Origin of the sequence: Microbacterium sp. B19 (genome assembly GCF_000333395.1) — a bacterium.
Classification (GTDB): Bacteria; Actinomycetota; Actinomycetes; order Actinomycetales; family Microbacteriaceae; genus Microbacterium.
This window is the reverse complement of record NZ_BADA01000564.1, coordinates 1-937: the sequence shown is the minus strand read 5'-3', so window position 1 is coordinate 937 and position 937 is coordinate 1. Positions and strand designations below refer to the sequence as shown.

General features: G+C 70.0%; 1 protein-coding gene. It reads left to right on the top strand.

The features are described 5' to 3' along the window. On the top strand, positions 1-937 hold a 937-nt coding region (locus I5G_RS19345; RefSeq protein ID WP_022880534.1), incomplete at both ends, for an ABC transporter ATP-binding protein.

Below are 937 nucleotides of genomic sequence, written 5' to 3'. Positions count from 1 at the left end.
GCATTCCCACGTGCAGGCCCGCCTGCTCATGCCCCTCATGGGCCTCATGCGCGTCGCGCTCGACGTGCAGACCTCATCGGCGCTCTTCGCGCGCATCTTCGAGTACCTCGACCTGAAGCCCGCCATCGCCGACGCGCCCGACGCGATCCCCGTGTCGGCGGCGCCCGGACCCGTGGGCCGCATCGAGTTCCGCGACGTGGTGTTCCGCTACCCGGACGCCGCGGAACAGGCGCGTCCCACCCTCGGCGGCGTCTCGTTCGTCGTCGAGCCGGGGGAGCACGTCGCGTTCGTCGGCCCGTCGGGTGCCGGGAAGACGACGATCCTGTACCTGACCCCGCGCATGTATGAGGCGAGCGGCGGGTCCGTGATGTTCTCGGGCGCGGACGTACGCACCCTCGAACGCGCGTCGATCATCGACAACATCGGCATCGTCTCGCAGGAGACGTACCTCTTCCACGCGACCGTGCGCGAGAACCTGCGGTACGCCAAGCCCGAGGCGACGGCTGCCGAGATCGAAGCGGCGTGCCGGGCGGCGAACATCCACCACGTCATCGCCGGGTTCGAGGACGGGTACGACACGATCGTCGGTGAACGCGGGTATCGCCTTTCGGGCGGGGAGAAGCAGCGCATCGCGATCGCGCGTGTGCTGCTGAAGGACCCGCCGGTGCTCCTGCTCGACGAGGCCACGAGTGCGCTCGACACGGTGTCGGAGCGCATCGTGCAGGAGGCGCTCGAGACCGCCGCGCACGGCCGGACCACCCTGTCCATCGCCCATCGCCTGTCGACGGTGATCGGTGCCGACCGTATCCATGTCGTGGACGCGGGCCGCATCGTCGAGTCCGGAACCTACTCGGAACTCCTCGCCGCGGGGGGTCTCTACGCGGGACTCGCCGCCGAGCAGCTCGCGGCGTCCTTCCTGCTCCCCGAGGAGGAGCGC